This is a genomic window from Metamycoplasma neophronis (assembly GCF_006491995.1).
Lineage (GTDB): Bacteria > Bacillota_I > Bacilli_A > Mycoplasmatales > Metamycoplasmataceae > Metamycoplasma > Metamycoplasma neophronis.
In genome coordinates this window covers 1-559 of sequence record NZ_VHHP01000044.1, presented here as the reverse complement: position 1 = coordinate 559, position 559 = coordinate 1, and the positions used below count along the sequence as shown (strand labels likewise).

1 protein-coding gene is annotated in these 559 nt (G+C 66.4%); it reads right to left on the bottom strand.

The annotated features are described in order from the left end of the window. A partial coding sequence (locus FJR74_RS08435) for a hypothetical protein (RefSeq protein WP_211333943.1) occupies positions 1–274 on the bottom strand: 274 nt, incomplete at its 3' end. Positions 275–559 lie beyond the last annotated feature (285 nt).

The following is a 559-nucleotide window of genomic DNA, read 5'->3' as shown; positions in this document are numbered from 1 at the left end:
TAGCCCGGGGTCCATCGCCACAGGTACCGCCGGCGGCGCCGGTGGCGGCGGTGGCTTCGGCGGGCTCGGCGGCGGCGAATTCGTGTAGACCCCGAGGCTCGCCACGCCGGCATGCCGCGATGCTTCTTCCGGTCGGGCGGTACCCACCAACATCCCGCCATGGGATCGGCAGGCGCACCGGCTTGCCCGGCTCGCCGACGCGAGGCCCGGCGAACAGCATCACCAGCGCCGGCCAACCGATGATGCCGGTGATCGCCGACCAACCGATTATCACCGCGATTAAGCCGGCCGCCCGACCCGCACCACACTTCTGCGACGTACGGTGTTCGACGTAGCCCCAGCAGCAGAGCCGCAGGGTCGATGACGGTGATTTTTCGGCATATCGGCACCGAATGCGAAGCGTGGGTAGCGCGCGGGTTACGTTTCACAGGGCCCGGATGGGTACCCGGATATGCGGCACTGCAAGCGCCGGGATTCCCGCACTAGGGTGAGGACTGATCATCTTGCTGACTCGAGGACTGAATTTGTGACCACACTCGAAGAGATCTCCGCGCTTACC